The organism is Patescibacteria group bacterium, assembly GCA_041659765.1.
Lineage (GTDB): Bacteria > Patescibacteriota > Patescibacteriia > UBA9934 > UBA9934 > JAGORL01.
Window position 1 is genome coordinate 814585 of record JBAZXR010000001.1, and the last position, 16354, is coordinate 830938.

23 protein-coding genes and 1 tRNA gene are annotated in these 16354 nt (G+C 50.6%); 6 read left to right on the top strand and 18 right to left on the bottom strand.

Going from position 1 to position 16354, the window contains the following annotated elements; translation table 11 throughout:
• Nucleotides 1-23 precede the first annotated feature (23 nt).
• The gene (locus WC813_04405) at nt 24-671 is read left to right on the top strand and encodes a hypothetical protein (GenBank protein MFA5947231.1); all 648 of its coding nucleotides are present in this window, start codon (nt 24-26) and stop codon (nt 669-671) included.
• Nucleotides 672-771: 100 nt separating this feature from the next.
• Here the strand turns inward: WC813_04405 and WC813_04410 are convergent, their stop codons facing one another.
• The 10 genes from WC813_04410 to WC813_04455 form a co-directional block, all read right to left on the bottom strand.
• Nucleotides 772-1152, bottom strand: coding sequence for a hypothetical protein (locus WC813_04410; GenBank protein MFA5947232.1), 381 nt, complete (start codon nt 1150-1152; stop codon nt 772-774).
• Between the two features lie 70 nt (nt 1153-1222).
• Nucleotides 1223-1609, bottom strand: coding sequence for a hypothetical protein (locus WC813_04415; GenBank protein ID MFA5947233.1), 387 nt, complete (start codon nt 1607-1609; stop codon nt 1223-1225).
• A gap of 1 nt (nt 1610) precedes the next feature.
• A complete protein-coding gene (locus WC813_04420) occupies nt 1611-2003 on the bottom strand; it encodes a hypothetical protein (GenBank protein ID MFA5947234.1) in 393 nt (130 codons plus the stop codon).
• Between the two features lie 47 nt (nt 2004-2050).
• Complete coding sequence (locus WC813_04425; protein ID MFA5947235.1) at nt 2051-2461, bottom strand: pilin; 411 nt, start codon at nt 2459-2461, stop codon at nt 2051-2053.
• Nucleotides 2462-2517: 56 nt separating this feature from the next.
• A complete protein-coding gene (locus WC813_04430) occupies nt 2518-3102 on the bottom strand; it encodes a pilin (GenBank protein ID MFA5947236.1) in 585 nt (194 codons plus the stop codon).
• 1 nt (nt 3103) lies between these two features.
• A complete protein-coding gene (locus WC813_04435; protein ID MFA5947237.1) occupies nt 3104-3640 on the bottom strand; it encodes a pilin in 537 nt (178 codons plus the stop codon).
• Between the two features lie 19 nt (nt 3641-3659).
• Nucleotides 3660-5045 carry an extracellular solute-binding protein gene (locus WC813_04440; protein ID MFA5947238.1) on the bottom strand — a complete coding sequence of 462 codons (1386 nt, stop codon included), beginning with the start codon at nt 5043-5045 and terminating at the stop codon, nt 3660-3662.
• Complete coding sequence (locus WC813_04445) at nt 5038-5598, bottom strand: class I SAM-dependent methyltransferase (protein MFA5947239.1); 561 nt, start codon at nt 5596-5598, stop codon at nt 5038-5040. The genes WC813_04440 and WC813_04445 overlap by 8 nt, the downstream gene beginning before the upstream one ends.
• 86 nt (nt 5599-5684) lie before the next feature.
• Complete coding sequence (gene galU / locus WC813_04450) at nt 5685-6569, bottom strand: UTP--glucose-1-phosphate uridylyltransferase GalU (protein ID MFA5947240.1); 885 nt, start codon at nt 6567-6569, stop codon at nt 5685-5687.
• Nucleotides 6570-6663: 94 nt separating this feature from the next.
• Nucleotides 6664-7539 carry a methyltransferase domain-containing protein gene (locus WC813_04455; GenBank protein ID MFA5947241.1) on the bottom strand — a complete coding sequence of 292 codons (876 nt, stop codon included), beginning with the start codon at nt 7537-7539 and terminating at the stop codon, nt 6664-6666.
• A gap of 25 nt (nt 7540-7564) precedes the next feature.
• Here WC813_04455 and WC813_04460 point away from each other — a divergent pair, with 25 nt between their 5' ends.
• Complete coding sequence (locus WC813_04460; protein MFA5947242.1) at nt 7565-8176, top strand: methyltransferase domain-containing protein; 612 nt, start codon at nt 7565-7567, stop codon at nt 8174-8176.
• A 28-nt stretch (nt 8177-8204) separates the two neighbouring features.
• Here WC813_04460 and WC813_04465 read toward each other — a convergent pair whose 3' ends face one another.
• Both WC813_04465 and prs read right to left on the bottom strand, forming a co-directional pair.
• Nucleotides 8205-9266 (bottom strand): DUF84 family protein, encoded by a 1062-nt coding sequence (locus tag WC813_04465; protein ID MFA5947243.1) that lies wholly within the window; start codon nt 9264-9266, stop codon nt 8205-8207.
• A 9-nt stretch (nt 9267-9275) separates the two neighbouring features.
• Nucleotides 9276-10235 carry a ribose-phosphate diphosphokinase gene (gene prs / locus WC813_04470; GenBank protein ID MFA5947244.1) on the bottom strand — a complete coding sequence of 320 codons (960 nt, stop codon included), beginning with the start codon at nt 10233-10235 and terminating at the stop codon, nt 9276-9278.
• A gap of 119 nt (nt 10236-10354) precedes the next feature.
• Between prs and WC813_04475 the strand changes: the two genes are divergently transcribed.
• Nucleotides 10355-11131, top strand: coding sequence for a helix-turn-helix domain-containing protein (locus WC813_04475; protein ID MFA5947245.1), 777 nt, complete (start codon nt 10355-10357; stop codon nt 11129-11131).
• Between the two features lie 9 nt (nt 11132-11140).
• On the opposite strand, the gene WC813_04480 is transcribed toward WC813_04475, so the two are convergent.
• From WC813_04480 to WC813_04495, 4 genes are read right to left on the bottom strand one after another with little or no spacing between them, the layout of a single operon-like run.
• A complete protein-coding gene (locus WC813_04480) occupies nt 11141-11608 on the bottom strand; it encodes an HIT family protein (GenBank protein MFA5947246.1) in 468 nt (155 codons plus the stop codon).
• Between the two features lie 33 nt (nt 11609-11641).
• Entirely contained in the window at nt 11642-12052 is a 411-nt protein-coding gene (locus WC813_04485) for an NUDIX hydrolase (GenBank protein MFA5947247.1), read from the bottom strand.
• The gene (locus WC813_04490; GenBank protein ID MFA5947248.1) at nt 12049-12405 is read right to left on the bottom strand and encodes a hypothetical protein; all 357 of its coding nucleotides are present in this window, start codon (nt 12403-12405) and stop codon (nt 12049-12051) included. Before WC813_04490 ends, WC813_04485 begins: the two co-directional genes overlap by 4 nt.
• An 18-nt stretch (nt 12406-12423) precedes the next feature.
• Nucleotides 12424-12663 carry a hypothetical protein gene (locus tag WC813_04495; GenBank protein ID MFA5947249.1) on the bottom strand — a complete coding sequence of 80 codons (240 nt, stop codon included), beginning with the start codon at nt 12661-12663 and terminating at the stop codon, nt 12424-12426.
• 73 nt (nt 12664-12736) lie between these two features.
• Between WC813_04495 and WC813_04500 the strand changes: the two genes are divergently transcribed.
• Nucleotides 12737-12826: transfer RNA gene (locus tag WC813_04500), tRNA-Ser, on the top strand.
• Nucleotides 12827-12934: 108 nt separating this feature from the next.
• Here WC813_04500 and WC813_04505 read toward each other — a convergent pair.
• Both WC813_04505 and WC813_04510 read right to left on the bottom strand, forming a co-directional pair.
• A complete protein-coding gene (locus tag WC813_04505; protein ID MFA5947250.1) occupies nt 12935-13654 on the bottom strand; it encodes a hypothetical protein in 720 nt (239 codons plus the stop codon).
• Between the two features lie 4 nt (nt 13655-13658).
• Nucleotides 13659-14324, bottom strand: coding sequence for a hypothetical protein (locus tag WC813_04510; GenBank protein ID MFA5947251.1), 666 nt, complete (start codon nt 14322-14324; stop codon nt 13659-13661).
• Nucleotides 14325-14574: 250 nt separating this feature from the next.
• On the opposite strand from WC813_04510, the gene WC813_04515 reads away from it, so the two are divergent.
• Both WC813_04515 and WC813_04520 read left to right on the top strand, forming a co-directional pair.
• Entirely contained in the window at nt 14575-15486 is a 912-nt protein-coding gene (locus WC813_04515; protein MFA5947252.1) for an EamA family transporter, read from the top strand.
• Between the two features lie 3 nt (nt 15487-15489).
• A complete protein-coding gene (locus WC813_04520; GenBank protein MFA5947253.1) occupies nt 15490-16299 on the top strand; it encodes an endonuclease/exonuclease/phosphatase family protein in 810 nt (269 codons plus the stop codon).
• Nucleotides 16300-16354: the final 55 nt, after the last annotated feature.

The window sequence follows — 16354 nt, forward strand, 5'->3', positions numbered from 1 at the left end:
GTCCCTGTTCGGAGGTAATTCACATGCGTTCCTTTCTCATGGTCATGCAGTTCATGATTGTCTTCTTCACGGGCATGGCCCGCGCGGAGGACAGCCGCGTCCTGCCACACGCCGCGGACATCGCGTCCCTGGGCTGCGTGAACGGAGACGTTCCCGTGCCCGTGGGCGTCATCCTCACCTGGCGTCCGCCCAACTGTACGGCCGCGGACGGCCTGGTAGAGATCACGAATGACACCCCCGGGTGCATCGTGCCGAACATCTCCGGGGTCTCCAAACCGAAGGTCGTGGAAGCCTTCGGAATGAATCTCGCGGTCATTGGCTTCTACAAGTCGGACGGCCGGTTCCTGCCCTGTATCCCCCAGCGGAAGAAGGACCAGAACACCGGCAACACGACCATCGGTCACTACTGGATGTTTCTCCCGACGCCGATCGTCACGATCTCCGGGTCGGGGTACACGGTGCCGCGAGACTGGCACATCACCGATGTCACAATCGACGCCACCACGGACGTTCCCGTGGTTGCGTTGAACGGCAGCATTGGCGGTCTGACGAAGACGGCCCCGCTCGCCTTCACCTGCTCCACCGTTGAGTTCAACTCGGCGAGTGACAGTGAACTGTGGAGCAACGGACTCCCGGTCTTCAACTTCCAGTACACGAACTGCCCGCACTAAAGCAGTTCAGCTACATCTGCGCCGGTCCTTGGGAACATCCCCTGGATCGGCGTTTTGCTTTACACAAACAAAAAACCGCCCGAAGGCGGTTTTTTTAGTCTTAGACGTTGCCCGTAGCCTTACTGAGGTTATCGATCACGAAACTGCTGATGGCGTAAGCTGAGAGGAGAACCACTAGACCAACCACTGCCGAGATCAAAATGTTCTTTGCGGAATCAACTTTCTTAGAGTCACCAGCGGCCGTCATCCAAGTGAAACCGGCGTAGATGGTCAGAACCAAGAACACGATACCGAGGATGCCCAAGAAAGTTTGGATTAGCGATCCAACAGTCTGAGTTAAATCCTGCTTCTGTTGACCAGAGCTGGTACCGACGGCATCAAGGTTATCGTTTAAGTTAATTGCATGCACCGTAAGCACGGATGGTAACAATGTCATTGCGGCCAAACCAGCACCGAAGGCAAACTTTTTGAATTTGTTCATAGACATATTAAATGTTGAATAAAGTATACATCGCCCATAACTCATGTGAAATAACTATACACACCCGTGCCTAACAATTGGGTGGAATACATCCCGGCGTGCTAGTAGGACTAAGGCTTCCCGAGTATGACGAGTCTGATGTGGCCGACTGCGACTGCTGTAGTGCGTTGATAATGAACGAAGAAATAGCGAAAGCCGAAAGAGTGATAACAAGACCAACGGTTGCACTGATTAGCATACCCTTAGCTCTATCCACTAACTTTGAATTCCCCGCAGAGGTCATCCAGATAAAACCGGCGTAGACCACAAGTATAAGAAAAACAACTCCCAAGATACCAAAGACCGCACTGATAATGACACCAATCAGCTGAGGCAAGGTTTGCGAAACCGTATATCCGGCGTTACCGCCGGCCTGGGAGAGCCCCGTGGTTGTCACAATCGCCAAAAGCCTGGTCATATTATCCTCCCTGTGGATTTCCTGAAATTCCGCCCGTAGAAAGTGCGGTGAAAAGTGCGCTAGTCACCGCATAAGCAGCTACAATGATAACCGCGCCAATAACTGCGCCGGTCATAATGTCTTTTGCTTTAGCTACTCGCTTATCATTTCCGGCAGCCGTCATCCAAAGACCACCAGCGTAAACCATGAGACAGAGAAAAGTAAGTCCTAGAAGACCAAGAACCGGCTGAATAACGCGAGCCCCAATAAACTGGGCGATATTCATGTTCGAATCAATCTTCGCGGCTACTCCGGTCTGAGATAGGCCAGAATCCCCAACGCTAAATTGTGCGGATACGCCAAGAGGAAGCAGGAAGGACAACGCCATGAGCCCAGTTACTACCAGTTTTCGCATATCGTGCCCGCACCTTCAGAGAAGATGCGGACTTCGATAGGTGACAACTAACCTTGAGTAGCGGTGAGGAAAGAAGAAATAACGAACGTGGTGATAGCGTAGGCTGACAGGATGATCGCCAGACCAATGATACCGCTGATGATGAGCTTCTTAGCTTCACCAACTTTCTCATCGTTACCACCGGAAACCATCCACTTGAAGCCACCGTAGAGCACAATGACTACAGCTACTACTCCGAGGAAACCAAGGGCTACCTTAATGAGGTTGCCGATGGTCTGCTTCAGGTCACCCTGGCCAAGACCAGTGGAATCACCGAAGTCAGAGCTGATGATATCCTCAGCGCCCAGTGGCTGAGCATGGGCTACTGGCGCAAATGACGGAACTAAGCGCATGAACGGAAGTGCGAGCGCGAGCCCGAGCACGGCGCTCATCCCAAATCGTACCAAGGATTTCACCATAGGAATGGTAAGTAATAAATTAAAAATGAGAAATCTCCTGAACATTATACACCAGACTAAGTACCGAGGACTGATCCTGTGGTCAACCCAGTAATGACCGCCTGGGTCAGCGTATAGGCTCCGGCAATAACCGCCAAACCTACAACCGTCCAAACTAATACCGCCTTACCTTTAGCCACCATTTTGTCATTACCCATGGAAGTAATCCACAGCACTCCGCCGTAAATGAACATGAGCAAGGTGACGGAACCAATGATTGATAGAATGGCCTTGATCAAGTTACCGATAATGACCTGCGGGTTTGCGGTGCCGAGAGGATTAATAAGCGAGACCGACGCGCCTGTGGCAGAACCAGAGGTTAGAGCATTTGAAGTCGTTGATGGAAGCGTTGATTCATTGGCGGCGAAACAGGCTCTTCGCTGATCAAAACAGCCCTGAGTGTCACGGTCAAAGTTTGCCACACAATCTGGACAAGCGTTGCCAGTACACTGTGCATCAATACAGGTCTGCTGAATAAGTTCCGCAGGCGCAATACACGTATCGTATTGTGCGGCACAGTCTACAGCGGCAAAAACATGTGCCTTAGGAGCCAGGAACAGACCCAGGGCCGCAGTAAAAAGAAGAAACGCTTTGATTCGCATATTACTGGGTATTGATAATATTTTCTGCTCCTACTCCGCTTGGGGTACAACCTGTTGTTTGCCCAGGTCTACAGGTAGTTGAAGAATTAACAGTGTCTTCAATGGTGGCTCCAGGGGCAACGCCGGAAATAGCGGCGATCAAGAAGTTAACAAAAGCGTAAGAGCCGAAGATTATAGCGAGGCCAATCACGGCGCGGACGATAATTTCTTTGCCTTGTTCAATCTTCTTTGGATTACCCATAGAGGTCACCCAAGTGAAACCGCCGTAAAAGAACATCAGAAGCGCGACTGAACCACTGATAGCTAAAATGCCAATAGAGATGTTAACGAAGATCTGCAACATGTCAGAGAGCTGGCACTGTCCTGAGTCTCGACAGGGACAAGGGGCTGAAGCGGATGAGCAAATGTTCGCAAAAATAAGACCCTGGCTCATGATGCTTGAGTATCCCCCGCTCACTGTCTGCGCATGCGCTACTGCCGGCAACCAAAAAGAAACAACTAGACCAAGTGCTAAAAAAGCGTTGCGAAGAAAACGCATACTCACAAATAATACCACGCTAATAGGTCTGTCCCACTACTCGAGCTGCTTGAGAAACGGCTTTCTTAGGATCATCAGTGCCAACTAGAATAGTTGTCGATAGATCGCTCAGGGCTTTAAAGGCCGCGTCTGAGTCTGAACCATGATACCAACTTTGGGAAGTTAGCAGCTGGCTAGCAAAGACACCCAGGGTTTCGTCTTCTAGTTCCGCGCCAATCAAACTGCGGACAGCTGTGGGGTGTCCTGACTTAGCCAAGAAAGAAGTAACGTTTTTGGGATTAGAGGCGAAGTCCAAGAAATTCCAGGCGTAATCACCAAATTTTGAGGTTTTAGATACGCCCTGCAACCAGTAGTTGGGGTAGTTAACAATTCGTCCGCCGGCGATTTGCGGGAGAGGAGCAATACCGTAATTCAATTTTGGAGCAGCCGCTGTCAGGATTGGCACGTCATAACTGTACCCGAGCATGAACGCTGTTTGACCGCGGGCAAAGGCGCTAACCGAATTTGGAAAGCCATCATTCCAGGTGTAAACCTCTTTTACTGGATTAGCAAAGTCCGTGTAGAAAGTCACGGCATCAAGCGCTGGAAACACGCCCTGTGGCGTGCCCTTTGGTACGCCATCAAAGGTTGGGTTGCCGTTTTCATCAGTCATCTGAGCACCATTTTGCATCATGAGAACGGAAATAATATCGCCGGAACGGTCAACGTTCTTCACCGTTCCGAGAGCTGCTCCTGACTGAGCTACTCCCCCGGTAGCATCATACTTAGTCAGTTTTTTCACGGCCTCGTTAAACTGATCCCAAGCTGCGGGCGGCTCAGCAATACCGGCTGAGTTCAGTAGATCCTTGTTATAAAACAAGGCCAGCGTGTCCATAGAGAACGGGAAGCCGTAAATCCTGGGCGTTGCTGCCATCTTAGGATCAGCGGTGTAGTTCAAAATAGCATCTGAAGAAACAACATCAACAAACTGTGACTTAAAAGTTTTCTGTGACATGGTGGCTTCCTGCTTGGCTACCAGCGCTGTTTCTTTTCTGAGTGTTCCTTGGGTCACCAAATAGCTAATATTGAGCTGTGGCGGCATGGGCGAAAGCAAACTCTGGAATTCGGACATCTTAGTATTATGAACTGAGAAAATATCCGGCCCGGTACCATCGGCCAGCGCTCGGATCAGTTCTTTTTCATATTCTTCTGGGCGAAACTTTCTATACTCGATGGTCACGTTAGGATGAGCCGCTCTATAGGCTGAAAAAAGCTCGCGGTAGGCTGTTTCATCATCAAACACGCTCCAAAATTTAAGCGTTACTTTTTGTTGTACTGGAGCAGATGAGCTGCCACCGGAACAACCGGCACCCACCATAACCAACGTAGAAAACAGGAAGAAAATTGAGAGTAAGCGCTTAATCATAGATATAAAGAGTGGTTCCGCGTTTGAGTCCGGCGAGTTGTTGTTCAACGGTTCTCGTAGGTTTTCTGTGCTCGAGGGGGAAATCGATCGCGACAATACGAGTTCCAGGCTTCAATTCTTGGTCTAGCTTAGCTTCAACCCGTTCCATGAGCGTCGGAAAGAGGTAGGTTACGACGTGAGTCGCCTCAACGAGGTTTTCTTTGAAGAAATCGCGCCTAAGTATTTCGATCCGTGTCCCTCTGGTCCGGTATTTCGCTATGAGGTACGGCAAAAGAGCTTTCTCAAGGCCAACTGCGCGGATATTCAGATTTCGCCGAATGACCGCGAGCAAAACCCGGCCGTCTCCACAGCCCATATCATACACCACAGCGCCATCAGCGAGTTCGAGTGCGTCGACAATGCCCTGAACAGCCTTTGATGGTACTGGCACGAACGGCGCACCGCTGCCAACAATACTAACGAACCAAAGAATGACCAACGGCAATACAAAAAAAGTGAGAAAAATGGCAAAGACTACAAGGAGAATCGTAGCGATTGTAGAAGTGATCAACATGCCATTATGTCATTCTGAGGAGCTTCGAGCGACGAAGAATCTGATTGGTTACCATTCAGATCCTTCGCTATGCTCAGGATGACTGACTACTCGCGAGACTTCAAATACTCTGCTAAACCTTCTTTCACCTCCGGATGCAAGAGGCCGAGTTCAATCTGGGCGATAATGAATTGGAGTTTATTACCGCAATCGTAGCGTTTGCCGGACAAAACATGACCGTACAGCTGCTTGCCGGCATCAACATAAGTAGTAAAAGCGTCGGCCAGACGAATCTCTCCGTCCTTACCCGGTTTCTGTTTCTCAAGTAGGCGCAAAATTTCTGGCGTAACAATATATCTGCCAACTGAGGCCAGGTTAGACGGTGCGTCCTCCGGGGCTGGCTTTTCGACGAATCTTTTTACTTGCCAAGTATTCCCAGCAATTTCTACGCCATCGATGATTCCATAGCTAGAAACCTTCTCGTGCGGTACTTCCTGCACGCCAACCACTGGTGCACCGAACTTTTCGTAGGTTTCGATCAGCTCGCTAATAGCCGGACGCTCGCCGGAAAAAATGTCATCACCGGTAAAAATCGCCACCGTTTCATCGTCACCCACAAATGGAGCGGCGGCTAGAATGGCATGGCCATCGCCAAGCGGTTTCTGCTGACGCACGAACGCAAACTTAGCAAGCTTACCGATGGCTTGAATGGCTTTCAGCTCGGCCATCTTCTTCTTTTGCTCCAGGCGATACTCAAGCTCAAAATTGCGATCAAAATGATCTTCGAGCGCCCTCTTGCCCATGGCGGTGACGAAAATAACTTCCTCAATGCCTGCAGCCACTGCTTCTTCGACGATGTACTGAATCACTGGTTTGTCGACAACCGGCAGCATTTCCTTTGGCTGTGCCTTGGTGGCTGGCAAAAAACGCGTACCCATTCCAGCTACTGGAATAATTGCTTTTCTAATCTTTTGCGATTTTTTGGGGGGCATAGTGGTTCAGTCATCCTGAGCGTAGCGAAGGATCTGATTGATCAACCATTCAGATCCTTCGTCGCTAAAAGCTCCTCAGGATGACTACAGTTTATCACTTCTTAGCAATGACGATAAAACTCAGTACCCCCAGCGTTGGGTCTTTACGGTATCTTCGACGAACATGAGGACGGTCGCGCTTGAGCTTAGCTTCGTCCATCACAATCTCCGGGATGATGTCGATCAGCGTAAAGCCGAGGTCGCTTAATGTCTTCTCGTACACGCTCGGACGAACGCGATTGGGAATTCCCGAGAACTTGGCGAGTCTGTAGAGCAAACGAGGGTAGCGATAAATGTTCAATGGGTCGCGGTCACGAATCACTCGCGTATGTGTTTGCAAATCAACATGAGCCACGAGTGCTCCGCCGGGAGCGAGAACTCGACCAACCTGCGCCAAAATTTCAGGCACATGGTCAAAATGCTCAAAAGCGGCGTTACTAACTACGAGATCAACACTTTCAGCTGGCAACCAGTTAAATGAAAAGGACTGATCCTGCTTGAAGATCAGGGTAGTTGGCTGCTTAATTTCATAAGCCAACAACGCTTCTTCCGCACGCTTCCTGGCGCCAGCGTCATTGATCGAGGCGATGACCGCATTATGCAATTCCTTCGGCGCGCGGTCAGCGAGTGGATTCTTATCATAGGCCGTATACGACTCGGCGCCCTTGGCAACCAAAATTAAGCCGACGCCCAGGTCTGCGCCAGGGCCAAGCTCGAGGATGCGCTTGCCCGCAAATGGTTGAGAGCCGAAGCCTTTCTCGATGAGCGCCCGTTCCCAACGTTCCACCACTTCATGGTCGTATTTCACGGCTCGACGCGTGTCGTCCACCGAAAATTCGCGCGGGCGGTGATAGCCCGTTACCCGATATCTAAACTTATTAGCAAAGAGGATTCCAAGCCCCAGCCACCAAAAAAACCATTGTCGCAACATATACGAATAGTGTAACATCCTTTGCATGTCCTGGCTTTTTGAACGGAAACTTTATCAATCTGAGAAAAACGGCTTGATTCTCTGTAAGAAACTTTTCGGCCACTGGGAAGTCTTTGTAGACGGCTTCTATCAGTCCGCGCCCTACATCAAAAAAATGTGGCGAACCGGTCTGCGCCAAGTTTCGTCGATGCCAGCCGTGTCGAGGATCCTCGTCCTCGGGCTCGGCGCTGGCAGTATCATCAACGATCTGCACTCGAGATATCCCGACGCGTTCATCACCACTATCGAGTACGATCCGACCATGGTGGTAATCGCCAGACAACTAGAAATGTTCGATCAAAAACTCCCCGTAAATATCATTGTCGCCGATGCAGTCACGGCAGTTCCAGCCCTCGAAGGCTCCTTCGATCTAATAATCGTGGACCTCTACAAAGGCGGAGTAACAGCCGAGGCGCTCCAGCATCCTGACTTTGTCGAATCGATTACGCAGAAACTTTTACCGAACGGAACTCTAATCCTGAACGTCTTTAAGAACGTCGAATTATTTCCGCTGTTCGACCGATTCCTAACCAGACAGAACACGTGGAAGTATTCGTTCAATGCATTGGCAATGTATAAAAAATCGACCCCCCGTTAAGCGGAGGGCCGAACGAGTCACGTGAGAACTAGAAGAGCGGGAGGTTGCCGAGCGAGATCACGTCCGGGCGAACGTCCGGGCCTTCCGTGAAGACCGCAAGCGTGCGCTCGTAGATCGCACCGACCTTCTCGAGCAGCTGCTTCATGGCATCGAGCGTTCCACCAGTGGAGACCACATCATCCACGATCACCACGTGCTTGCCACGGAGCATTTCCGCGTCGCTGACGGAGATGTACAGCGTCTGCACGCGGTCCGTGGTGATGCTCTTCACCTGCACGGACACGCAGTCGCCCATGTAGGGCTTCTTCTCCTTGCGCGCAACCACGGTGGGCAGCTTGAGTTCGCGACCGATGACGTGGAGGAGTGCCTGCGCCTTGCCATCCGGCATGATGAGCACGTCCACTGGTGGCATGAGCTTGGCCGCCAGCTGCTGCCCCAAGAATTCGGTCAGCTCCCAATCTCCGAGGAGGTTGAAGAGCGCAACGGAGATGCCAGGAGCGACCTCCCGGATGGGGAGCTCGAGCGTGCGCGAACCGATCTGCACCTTGTGAACACGAGACACGGTCACCTCCTTTTTGCCGTTGAACACCTGATCGAACAGTTTGATGAGTGCTTCTTCCAAGAACTGCGCGCGCGACTTCTTCCCATCGGTCAGGAAGGAGTGTGGATCCGAGCTGGAGCATCCATACCGCTCCGCCATCACAGCCCCTACCGTTGTGTTGAAGAACCCGATCGCCAGGGCTTCCTCGACCGCTTCGGCCGGGAGAACTACGTACTCGGTCCGGGCTTCGTACTCACGACCGTTCGGGTCCACGAGGACGATGTCCGCGGCATCCCGCCACACGCCATTCCCCAGGAACGCTCCGTTCTCGATCCCCAAGCCCCACGAGCCGGGCCTGGTCTTCTGCGCTCCGATGGCACGGGTGCGGGCTCCTCTGCGCGTCTGGCCCTCGAGGGGCTGACAGTTTTCGCCTGAATCCATGTTCTCTTGGTAGAGCTTGAACACCTTAGGGCCAACAGCCAGCAAGGCGTTGGTCGTGCCCAGGAACTTCTCTTGGCTATGTGAGCCAACCACGATCTCCAGAATCATGTTCTCCCCCTAACCGTCCATGACGGCGTTGATCATTGATTTCACGAGGCTCAACACCTCGAACGGCGGCTGATCCTTCACGAGTCCCGCAGTGACCGGACACGAGTCCGTGATCCACACGCGGTAGAACCCGGCGTTCAGAAACCGCTTCCAGGCGTCCTTTTCCATGACGCCGTGCGTAGCAAAGGCACTGACCTTCACCGCGCCTGCCGCCTTCATAGCATGCATGCACTCGATGGTCGTTCCGCCGGAATGCACGAGATCATCCACGATGACCACGTTCTTCCCCGCGGGATCGCCCTCAATCACCGTCACGATCCGTTTGTCGCCGTGCCGCTGCTTGCGGCAGATGACAAACGGAAAGAGCGGTTTGCCCTGGTCGTCCGAGAAAAGCACCTTGAAGCGCTTCCACGCCCCCTCGTCCGGAAACGCGACAGTGACGTCGCCCTCCTGTTCGAGCCGGGCCTTGAGCACCTTCGTGCCAGTCTTGAACCGCGGCGCGATGTTCGCCCCGAAGTAATGCCGGATCGGCAGGGCATGAACGTCCCACATGTAGAGCGGGATCGGTCCAGGACCAGACGGCGGCAACGCAGAGAGGAGCCGGGCGAGCGTACTTGCCGTGGCAACTTGTCCTTCCATGTCGATGCGTTCCATGGTTCCCGTCGGGAAGTACGGAAGCAGGAGGCGAAAGGACTTCGGACGGGCCTCGGCAATGGCGAGCATCACGCTCCACTGTTCGAATACCGTTTCCGGGGAATCGAGCGAGGCAAGATACGCGACGTCGCGGTTGCGGAGGTCATCGAACCCCCGGATCATGATGTTCGGCCAGGCATCGGGGAACCGTTTCCAGTCCACGACGCCGAGCTCAATGCGCCCATCGAGCTCGGCCATCTGGCGAGCAATCGTCATGGCCTGCGGGCAGTGAAAGAGCAGTCGCTTGTCCATGTGATGTGTCCTCCCGGATAACAAAGTAACTTGCCGGGCAACTTTTGTACACTCTATGTCGTAGATGCATGGTGACACTTTAATCACTATTGCTAATATTAGTGATATTATTTATTCTATAAACAACGAATAACGTCGTTGATATGAAATTGAGCCCCGCCGAGCATAAAGAAGTGAGCGAATCTTTAGAGGTGTTTGGCATGGCTGCTTCCGAGCAAAAGGCCTACACTGCCCTCCTCGGCATGGGTCAAAGCACCGCTACCCCGCTCGCAAAGTCGCTGCAATTGCCGACGACGACCATTCAATCCATCCTTCACCGCCTCGCCAAACGCGGAACCGTGCATGTGAGCAAGCGTGGCTCGCGGTCCGTTTACGAAGCAAAGGATCCGCGCGTTCTAAAACAACTCGCTGAGCAAACGTTGCGTGAAGTGACGCAAGCTATTCCCCTTCTCGAACGATTGCGATCCGAAGCGCCGACGAGTGCCAAGATTCGTATCTACGGACGCGGGCGGGCAACGGATGTTTTTCTGCAGGCACTCAGTGCCAAAGACAAAACCATTTACGAAATTGTTTCCGCACGTGATTTACAGACCTGGCTTGGTGAAAAGCTTCACTTTAGCCAGCGCCGAATCTCTGCTGGCGTTCATCTGAAGAGTTTGCGAGTAGAGGCGCACGAAATTAAAAAATATAGTCGAGAAACCCACGTCAAAGAGTTACGCGAAGCGAAATTTCTGCCCCACGAAATGAATTTTCGCTCGTCGATTCTCTTCTGGGACGACGAATGGGTCGCCTTCTTCAGCGACTCCGGCGAAGGCCAAATCATCCTGGCCCACAGCAAAAGCATGGCGCTCATGATCCACCAGTTGTTCGATCTCCTTTGGAGTGTTAGTCGAAGAATGGAAACGGGAGACCAGAAATAACACTCGATATCATTTCGCAAACCACTCTCGTAACTTTCGAGCGTACTCGACTCGCTCCTCCGGTTCTGACTTTCGTGTTTTCCAAAGCGCTTCGTGGAAATTATCGCCGGTAAAACGCGGAATGACGTGCATGTGATAGTGAAAGGCGTGCTGATCGCCGGCGGGTTCATTGAATTGGGCCGTCGTGACTCCGTCGCAGGTGCGAATTTCCTTTAGCGCGATCGCTGTTCGCTTCGCGAGATCAAGAACCCTGCCGCCAAGTTCGCTCGGCAGATCATAGAGGTTCTCAACGTGTGCAATTGGCACGATCAGCGGATGGCCCTCGTTGCCCTCGATAAATTTTGAACTAATAAATCCCAATACAAGTTCATCTCGATAAAAAATGTCGGCCTGCTTGATCCACGTAGCATCATTTTCGACACCTTGTATCGCCAAACAAATGGGACACTTGTATTCCTCGTCTGCGTGATTAAACATATTTCAACGCTCATTCAGTTCGTAATCTCTAGCTTACAAGATAGCTTGATGGAAATTGGTGCCGGCAAGCATGACCAAAAATGCATGCGTAGCTGGATACGCTGGAAGATTCACAGCCTCAACCAATGAGAACCAGCCTGATTCAGCGATTTCTGTCTGCTGGATCTTGAATTCCGCCCCCTTTGGCACCCGTGCAGTAAAACAATGCACCTCACCTTCACCAAAATCAAACGGAACGACCGAAATCTTCTGTAGGTCACTCGCCTGAAGGTCGAGACCGGTCTCTTCTAGAACTTCACGAACAGCCGCAGCTTCTGCAACCCCATCCTCTGGTTCTATTCCTCCCCCAACTGGCTGCCACTTATCAGGATAATCGTGCGTTCTAACCAAAAATATCTTCCCCTCCTCGTTCATCAAAGCCACAATCGCTACATCTCTTTTCATAGATTTTCAGCAATCTTGCTCACAAGCTCCTCACTAGTCGAGTACTCAATAAACGTTTTCGACACAGCCCTCAACGAGCCGGCGACTTTGGTTCCGGATTTCGAAATGCAAATGATTGGCACTTCGAATACGTCTGCCCAGCCGAGTTCGATGCCGACGCCGGTGGCGGGATAGGAAACTTCGGCAATGACGAGGTCGCAGTCGCCCAGAAGTAATCGCTTAGAATCAAACTCCTCCGCACCATCGTGCGGGAAAACAAAGGTATGCTCTTTGGCTAGCGCGCTCTTTTTCAGCGGTTCGTACAGGTCTTGTTGGTAGTCAAAACTCACTGAATGGGCAATGTAGATAACCATAGTTCTCCAAAAATAACCCTATCGAACAATCTCCCCAGGACACGCATCAAACTCGCAGTTGGGGCCGTGGCGAGCAACGTAAGAACCATCTGGGCATTGTTTGGCATCTTGCGTACAGAAGACGGGTTCTTCTGGGGGCATCGGTGTTGGCGACGGAATAGGTGTCGGAGTCGGTCTCGGTGTTGGCGTCGACAACGACATGCAGCCCGCGCCCATGAGAAGCATCGATCCAATGGCGAGCGCGAGAATCTTTTTCATATATGACTATCGTAACACACGCTTGCAAAGACTCCTCAAAAAAGCTACCCTTTTACTGGTTTTTACCACGCCTGGAGAGGTGTCAGAGTGGTCGAACGTACACGACTCGAAATCGTGTGTACCTGAAAGGGTACCGAGGGTTCGAATCCCTCCCTCTCCGCCACGAAAATGTCTTATCGGATAACCCGCTCGCCTCAGGGCAGACGGAGCGATCCATAGGATCTTATCGATGCAAAACAACCCTTCGCGGGGTTGTTTTGTTATCACAGGTCTACTGTACAGGTATTGCGAGCGACCAACGTTCCTCGAAGTTTTTTCGTGTGATCATTGAAATGTCTTCACTAAGGCTAATGAGCATACTTTCTTTCTCGCCAAGATGGTTCAAACTATTTCCTGAAAACCAGAAATGCTTTTTATCGGTGAAGTATCTGTCGTGCAAGTCGCCAGCTGCGTTAGTTCTAACTTCAATGGTGTAGCCCTCCTTTTTTAAGTCTTGAAGGGCTCTTGCGAATGAACCGCTGGGTTTGTCCGCAATCTTTTGGGTTAGGAGCTTAACAACAACTGCTTTCTTTAATCCTGCAATCACAACATCTAAGGTATGGCAGTCCACGTACGGATCACAGACATATACGTTTCCGGATAGCTCAGAGATCATCGCTGCAAGAGACCTTTTGGCTGTGAAGGGTTTATTTGGCTCAATAAAAGTAGCCTCGGCCCGGTCATTTTTAGTAGCCTTGAGCTGATTTTTGCCTGCCTCCATCAACCGATAACCCTCGCGATTTTTATGCACCGCATGCCTTGCTGTCTTCAAAGCGTATTCAACAGCCTGATACGAAGTATTGATGCCGTGCGAATCTACAAGGTACTTTGCAATACCGACCGCCGTTAACCGTCCGCTACCATGGTCTCCAATTTTGTCTAGTACCCAAAGAGCCTTCAAACGAACGGAACTGAGACTGTGCACATCAACCTGCTCGCTAATTCTTGGCATAACTTTACTTATAGACAACATAGAGCCACCGAGACTTCCCCTTCCCATCATTTTTTACCCTCGTCAGTATTTTCCGAGCAATAAAAGAGTCACGAATGGTTTTATCAATTACTCGAGAGTCACGAAAGACGTTGTTTTTTTCTAACTCGCTTACGACATCAAACATCGGTTTTGGAGTCGAGAAAAAGCCGTCATTAACCAGTGTCTGAATATGGGAACCAATACCGGTGAATGCTTTTGATGACCTCGTTTTCTTTTTCATGGTCCGCACACCCCCTTCAGTGTCAGCGCTCTTCTCCAACTCGGACAGGAATGCGTCAATTTTGTAAGTATAAACAGAATACTCACCGTGACCCTCCTTTTTAACAAATCCTTCACTGGCCAATTTGCTTAGCCCCGAACCAATGGCCTCCATTCGCTGCCCGAGCACCTTAACAAGTTCACTCGGGCGAACTGTCCCAGGAATTTCCTCCTGAAAACAATGGGCAATGTGCCGGATCACCAGACAAAGCCGCAATTGCTGAACTTTTGACAAATTCTTTGCATCAACAACAACCGTACCGTCACTAGTTATTCGGCCGAACTTAATCGCCCTGGTCGCCTGTTCTTCTGCGGTTTGTTTGTTGAAATCACCTTTGACAATAAACAAATTTTTAATATCGTCAGACATATCTTATCGGTTAGTTTTATTTCTTAGTTCGTATAATAGTCCTATTCTACAAGACATATTACGTTACGTCAATAAGGTAATATCGTATGGGATGAATATGAAATGACCGAGCTGGCCCACATGCCCTAAAATCTCCGCCCGATGAATCTTCAAAAACTCTTTCAAAGACCCTTGTGAATTTGGTGCTAAACCCACAGACACCGCCAACAAAACCCCATTTTGGGGTTTTGTTGTATCATCCTAACATTATATGCACACGTTCCTTCTCGCCCTCATCTCCCCCGCGCTCTGGAGCATGAGCAATCACATTGATAAGTACCTGGTCAGTAAATACTTTAAAGGCGGTGGCACAGGAGCACTCATTATCTTTTCTTCGATCGTTTTTGCCTTTCTTCTCCCCGTCATCTATCTGTTTAACCCGAGCGTAGTGGACGTGACCATAAGTCAGGCTCTTTTCATGATGCTTGCGGGAATTGTCTGGGTGTTTTCGGTTCTTTTCTACCTCTATGCCATGCAGGAGGGCGAGGCAACATATGTTGCGATGCTTTTTCAAACCATTCCCGTCTTCAGTTTTATTCTTGGTACGATTTTTCTCCATGAAATCCTATCTGGGCGACAAATCACCGGTGCAACAATCGTGCTCCTTGCTGCGATCGGTCTCTCCCTGGAGCTCGGTGGAAGATTGCCGAGGTTAAAATCCAGGATGCTCCTGCTCATGCTGGGATCAAGTTTCCTCGTCTCACTCGGCTGGCTTATTCTGAAAATGGGTGCCATTGATGCCGGTTTTTGGACCGCCATGTTCTGGACGTATGCGGGCGATACAGTTGTCGGCGTGTGCTTCATCACACTCATACCGCGATGGAGAAAAGAATTCGTGATGAATATCCGGAGCAACTCGCTGCCGGTTCTGGGACTCAATATGTTTAACGAAGGCATTACCATCATTGCCGGGCTGAACTTTGCCTATCTCAGCCTCTCCATTCCCCTCGCCATTCTTTCAACATTGAATGGTTTTCAACCATTTTTCCTCTTCTTGTACGGCATTATCCTGACCGTTTTCTTTCCCCACATCTCCAAAGAAAGCTTGGCAACTCGTCATATCATCCAAAAAATTATTGCCGTCATTATCATGATCATTGGAACGTACATTCTCAACACATAACCTATGAAAATCATCTCCCTCAATACCTTCGGCGGCAATGTTTTCGAGCCTTTAATGCAGTTTGTCGAGAAACTTGCGGCTGATACGGATGTTTTCTGCTTCCAAGAAATCATGAATGATGCGCACGGCGAGTTTCCGCAGCCAGAGAAGGGAGCGCGGCTTACCCTTTTGAAGGAACTGGTAAAGCGGCTGCCGGATTTTCAGATGTCGTTTATGGTTGCACAGGAGAAATATGATTTCGACGCGAACGAGAAAGGAAGTTCGGATGAAGGCCTGGCAATCTTTGTAAGAAATGGGATTAGCATCGTGGGCAGAGGAAACTTTTTCATCATGAACGGCCTCAACACGTTTGTGCCTCATGACTATTCCACACTCGGCTCCCCCGCGATGTTTGTCCAGATCCCCTTTGGCGATACGATGCTAACCATTTGCAACGTCCACGGCAACTCTGAACCAGCCAACAAGCTCGACTCCCCCGCTCGCCTTCTGCAGTCGAAAAAGATTATCGACACGCTCGCGCATTTTAAGGGCGAAAAAATGGTGATGGGCGACTTCAATCTGTTTCCGGATACTGAAAGTATAAAAATGTTTGAACCCGCCGGTTACAAAAACCTCATCAAGGAATACGAAATCGCCACCACTCGCGGTTCACACATGCGCAAACTACATCCTCAGTTTGAGCACGGTAAATATGGTTTTCAAGACTTCGCTGACTACACCTTTGTGACCCCAGGAATCAACGTAAAGTCTTTTGAAGTTCCCGATGAACCAATCTCCGACCACTTGCCGATGATTATAAAGATCGAGGGCTAGCGGAGAAAAACTTGCCGACTAATTAAAACTCCGCTAACATGCGCCCTTGTCTAGG